3 pseudogenes are annotated in these 1,183 nt (G+C 42.9%); 1 reads left to right on the top strand and 2 read right to left on the bottom strand.

The features are described from left to right. Window positions 1-774, top strand: a pseudogene (locus F6K49_RS50945) (IS200/IS605 family accessory protein TnpB-related protein); the annotation flags it as partial. Between the two features lie 41 nt (window positions 775-815). Here the strand turns inward: F6K49_RS50945 and F6K49_RS50940 are convergent. Both F6K49_RS50940 and F6K49_RS50935 read right to left on the bottom strand, forming a co-directional pair. Continuing rightward, window positions 816-905: pseudogene (locus tag F6K49_RS50940) on the bottom strand (IS200/IS605 family accessory protein TnpB-related protein); the annotation flags it as partial. Between the two features lie 53 nt (window positions 906-958). Continuing rightward, window positions 959-1,183 (bottom strand): annotated as a pseudogene (locus F6K49_RS50935) (hypothetical protein); the annotation flags it as partial.

Raw genomic sequence — 1,183 nt, 5'->3', positions numbered from 1 at the left:
TCTAGTTACTACCGTCGTGCCGCGATTCGGCAAAGCCGACGCTTCGCGAACGCGTTTGCTGCTGGTCAAGTTAGTAGTTTTGTTACCCGTTACAGGGAGTGGCAATCAGGTAATCGAAAAAGGAAAGACAGTAAACCGCCAAAACTAAACGCTGATACTGGTTGTTACCCAGCTCTGTACAAAGGACAATGCTATAAACTACACGGCTTCGACCAAGTCGAAGTCAAGGTTTTTAACGGCTCTGACTGGGTTTGGACTACGGTTCAAATTACCGGACTAAGGGAACGCCATCAGGTAGTAACTAACAAAATGATGTCCCCTTCGTTGATATTCAATGAAAGGTACTGTCATCTGTCTGTTCCGTTTGCTTGTAAACCAGAAAAACGAAAACCAGAAGCTAATGTAACTGCGGTAGACCTAGGAATTAATACCACCGCAACACTAGCAGTTGTAACCCACGGCGGCACTGTAATCCACAGGGAGTTTATCCACCCGAGAAGAGACATAGACCGTCGGGACAAACGACTAAAATCCGTATCCGTACGGGCATCTAAAACGATGGGAAAGGGTGGAAAATTACATAAAGGTTTTTGTTCTAAGACCTATCAAAAATGCCAAAGAATCAACAACCAAATTGGCCACATTGTTTCAAAACGAATTGTTGAGATTGCTGAAAAGTTTAACTCTGAGGCGATCGTGTTTGAGAACCTCAAAGCATGGTTTGAAGTTACCGTAAGAATAGTGGAGCCTTTACAGTTGGCAGGTTATGCATAAAAGGGTTAAAGATTATTAATTAAGGCTGCACTACTCTAAGGTTTCGTCTCCGTGAAATCGCGAATTTTTGCCTTAAGCCATCCATGAAATCTTTGTCGAAGGTTAGACCGTTTCCGGCCTCCCTTTGGCTTCCGGAGACGAAACCTTAGAATAGTGGAGCCTTAATTAATAATCTTTAACCCTTTTATGCATAACCTGCCAACTGTAAAGGCTCCACTATTCTTACGGTAACTTCAAACCATCCCTTGAGGTTTTCAAAAACAATTGCTTCCGAATTAAACTCAAGAGCAATCTCAACAATTCGCTTGGAGACAACCTGGCCGATTTGATGGTTGATTCTTTGGCATTTTTGATAGGTTTTAGAGCAGAACCCTTTGTGAAGTTTTCCGCCCTTCCCCATTGTTTTGGA

The sequence above is a fragment of the Moorena sp. SIO3I6 genome, from assembly GCF_010672095.1.
This window is presented reverse-complemented; position numbering and strand designations above follow the sequence as displayed.